At 66.6% G+C, this 593-nt stretch carries 1 protein-coding gene; it reads left to right on the top strand.

Going from position 1 to position 593, the window contains the following annotated elements; genetic code table 11:
* Positions 1-593 (top strand): PE-PPE domain-containing protein (locus tag A5771_RS16780; protein ID WP_131808929.1); only part of this gene is annotated, 593 nt, incomplete at both ends.

Below are 593 nucleotides of genomic sequence, written 5' to 3' on the forward strand. Positions count from 1 at the left end.
ACCGCGATCTTCGTCGGCGGGACGATGTTGCCGACGCCCTCGGCGGCGTTCGCCCAAACCGCGGCCGACCTGTTCCTCAACCCGCTCGGTTTCGACGTCGGCGACGATCCAGCCGCGTGCGTGGTCGGTGTCGGCGACTGCGACGCGCCGCTGCGGATCCTGTCCACCCCGGCGCTGGTCCAGCAGGGCCACAGCAGTTTCGTCGGGGCGGCCGAGATCGTGCGGGCGGTGCACGCCGAACTCAACGCCAACCCCGACGCCTACGATGCCGACAACCCGCTGTGGGTGTTCGGCTGGTCGCAGGGCGCCACGGCCGGTTCGATCGCCATGGCCCAGCTGGAACACGACGGCGTCGACCCGCAGTTGCTGCATTTCGTGTTCATCGGCAATCCGGTCGGTGCCGACACCGCGTCGGAGGGTATGGGCGGGGTTTCCTCCTCCGACTTCTTCGACACTGCTCTGCTGTCGGGTGTCCAGACCCCGAACAACTGGTTCGCGGTAACCGATTACACGATCCCCGGAGATCCGGTCACCGACCCCACGTCCACCTCTGAGCTCGGTTTGTTCTACGAGCACATGATGTATCTGGGGCT

It is taken from the genome of Mycolicibacter sinensis (assembly GCF_001667375.1).
Lineage (GTDB): Bacteria > Actinomycetota > Actinomycetes > Mycobacteriales > Mycobacteriaceae > Mycobacterium > Mycobacterium sinense_A.